We start from the raw sequence: 2,471 nt of genomic DNA, 5'->3' as shown, positions 1-2,471 counted from the left end.
GCCTCCTCCACCACCGCCGCTTTCGCCACCCCGCTCCCACCCCACCGCCACCGCAGCCCTATGTGTCCGTAGGCCCCCCCTCTGGCCGCGTCCATCGCATGCGAGCCCCACTGCGCGCGTGTCCGAGGGCCGAGCTGTGACCCACGATCGAGCCCACTGCTTCCGTGGCTGAAGCCCGTCGAGCCGCCTCGCGACGCGCTTCGTCCGGTCACCCACCTCGCTCACGCCGGCGGCCACACCTGGCTCTCGCGATCAGCCCCGTGCACCGACACCGAACTCGGCAGCCGACCACCTGCTCCCACCGGATGACTCACCCGCGCCGCCCGATGAGACCGGTGTGGCCTCGGTACCGGCGACCATTCCGGGCGGTCAGCTCTGGCCCAGGCGTCAGCCACCAGCCATCAGCACACGGATCCGTCTACCGCTCCCCACCATGCGCACGCCCATACGGTCGGTCCGTCACCGTCGCCCGGCCTCTCGCCGTGGGCTTGCGCCGGAACGCGTTCGCCTCACCTCCGTGTGCGTTGTTCGGTCCATGATCTCCGGGTGTCGGTACGGACACATCGTGATGCGGAGTGCCGTGCCAGGCGCCCCATCCGTACAGTGGTGACGTGCCCAGGATTCGAGCGGCCTCAGTGGCCGAGCACCGGACGATGCAGCGTGGCGCCCTTTTGGACGCCGCCCGGACCCTGCTGTCCGAAGGCGGGACCGAGGCGTTGACCTTCCCCGCCCTCGCCGAGCGCACGGGGCTCGCGCGTTCCTCCGTCTACGAGTACTTCCGTTCTCGCGCGGCCGTCGTCGAGGAGCTGTGCGCTGTCGACTTTCCCGTGTGGGCGGCCGAGGTCGAGGCGGCGATGGAGCGGGTCGAGACGCCTGAGGCCAAGATCGAGGCTTACGTGCGCCAGCAGCTCACGCTGGTTGGTGACCGCCGGCACCGGGCCGTCGTCGCGATCTCGGCAGGTGAGCTGGACGCCGGTGCGCGGGAGAAGATCCGGGCAGCGCACGGCGGTCTCATCGCGATGATCGTGGAGGCACTGGCCGGCCTCGGCCACGAACAGCCGCGTCTCGCCGCCATGCTGCTCCAGGGCATCGTCGATGCCGCGGTTCGCCGTATCGAGCTCGGGGCCGCGGAAGACCCGACGCAGATCACGGAGGCTGCGGTCGCCATGGTCCTGGGCGGCGTAAGAGGCTGATCGGCGTATAAGGCGCTGAATGGTTGGTGGGCTGGTCGGCTTCCGGTCCAGGGTTCACGGTCGCTGGCCATGACCTGCCCCTTTCACGGTCTCCCTTCACAGGCGTGCCTGGGGAGAGGCGGGGCGTGAGTCTGCTCCAGATCGGCATCGGATTCCGCATCCGCCGCTCCGCCCCGCCTGCCGGCTCCGGTACGGCCGTGACCGGGAGAAGCCGCGATGGCGCGGAGTGCCACATCGACGGCGGGAGCAGGGAGAGCGGGTCCAAGTAGGTCTTGCCGCGGAGCAGGCCCCAGTGCAGGCACGGGGCGGAGCAGTGGAACGGGCCTGGGCCGAGGGTGGCAACTGGCTGGCCCGCGGTGACGTGATCGCCCTTTCGGACGGTCGGGCGGACCGGTTCGTACGTGGTGCGGAGCGGCGGGGTTCCGGATCCCGACACCTCGATGGACAGGACGCCACGGCCCGCCACCTGGCCGGCGAAGAGGACGCGGCCCGGGGCAGCGGCCCGTACCGTTGCGTTCGCGGTCGCCAGGAGGTCCACACCCCGATGGCCGGGCGCCCATGGGGCGGGTGGAGGCTCCCAGCCGCGCGCGATGGTGGGCCGCGCGCCGGCCGTCCCGGCGACCGGCCACGCCCGTTCGCCGATCGCCCCTGTCGGAGGAGGCCGGTCCGGCCTGGGGGCGGTGGAATCGTTGGAGTCGTCGGACAGCGGTGCCGGTCGGTGCTGAAGGGATCTTGTCGCATCCTCGGGGTTCAGTGGTCCGGTTCCGGCTCCCGCTCCCGCTCCGGTGAGAATTCCACCGGCTGCGGCCGCCCCGGCGAACAGCAAGGCCAGCATCGCGCCCGCTGCCCACAAGGGCGGGAGGCGGACGACGGGGGAACGGGGCGGCGTAGGTCGTCCCGCCCGTCTCCAGCCGGAGATGCCCACGGTGCCTGCGAGCTCGGAGACTGCCGGGTGGACGGTTGGGGGCCGCTGAGGGAGGGGCCGCAGGTCGCGCACGCGGCGTACGGTGCGCGTCGGCGGCCAGGTGATCACGATGTGTACCGGCCGCCGCGCGATTACGGAGCGTACGGCCTCGGGAACGGTTCGGGTTCGTAGGCGCATGCAGCGACGATGACGTGTTCCGCAGCAGCTTGGGGATCTTGAGCTGAATCAGTGGATTACCGACGGGTTGTGCACAACCCCGTCACCCTTGCGGTACCACCTTGCGGTACCACCTCCCTGGCCCGATCCGTGCGCCCAAGCCTCGTCCCCCGCCTCCAGGCGCCCGACCCCAGGCC

2 protein-coding genes and 1 pseudogene are annotated in these 2,471 nt (G+C 71.3%); 2 read left to right on the top strand and 1 reads right to left on the bottom strand.

Going from position 1 to position 2,471, the window contains the following annotated elements; translation table 11 throughout:
• Nucleotides 1–653 precede the first annotated feature (653 nt).
• The gene (locus IH45_RS0142450) at nucleotides 654–1,193 is read left to right on the top strand and encodes a TetR/AcrR family transcriptional regulator (RefSeq protein ID WP_032919547.1); all 540 of its coding nucleotides are present in this window, start codon (nucleotides 654–656) and stop codon (nucleotides 1,191–1,193) included.
• A 125-nt stretch (nucleotides 1,194–1,318) separates the two neighbouring features.
• On the top strand, nucleotides 1,319–1,462 hold the full coding sequence (locus IH45_RS1000000150930; RefSeq protein WP_324607986.1) for a hypothetical protein: 144 nt from the start codon (nucleotides 1,319–1,321) through the stop codon (nucleotides 1,460–1,462).
• Between the two features lie 47 nt (nucleotides 1,463–1,509).
• On the opposite strand, the pseudogene IH45_RS1000000150925 reads toward IH45_RS1000000150930, so the two are convergent.
• A pseudogene (locus IH45_RS1000000150925) lies at nucleotides 1,510–2,028 on the bottom strand (peptidoglycan DD-metalloendopeptidase family protein); the annotation flags it as partial.
• Nucleotides 2,029–2,471: the final 443 nt, after the last annotated feature.

Origin of the sequence: Streptomyces rimosus subsp. rimosus, assembly GCF_000720725.1 — a bacterium.
In the GTDB taxonomy this organism is placed as follows: domain Bacteria; phylum Actinomycetota; class Actinomycetes; order Streptomycetales; family Streptomycetaceae; genus Streptomyces; species Streptomyces rimosus_A.
This window is presented reverse-complemented; position numbering and strand designations above follow the sequence as displayed.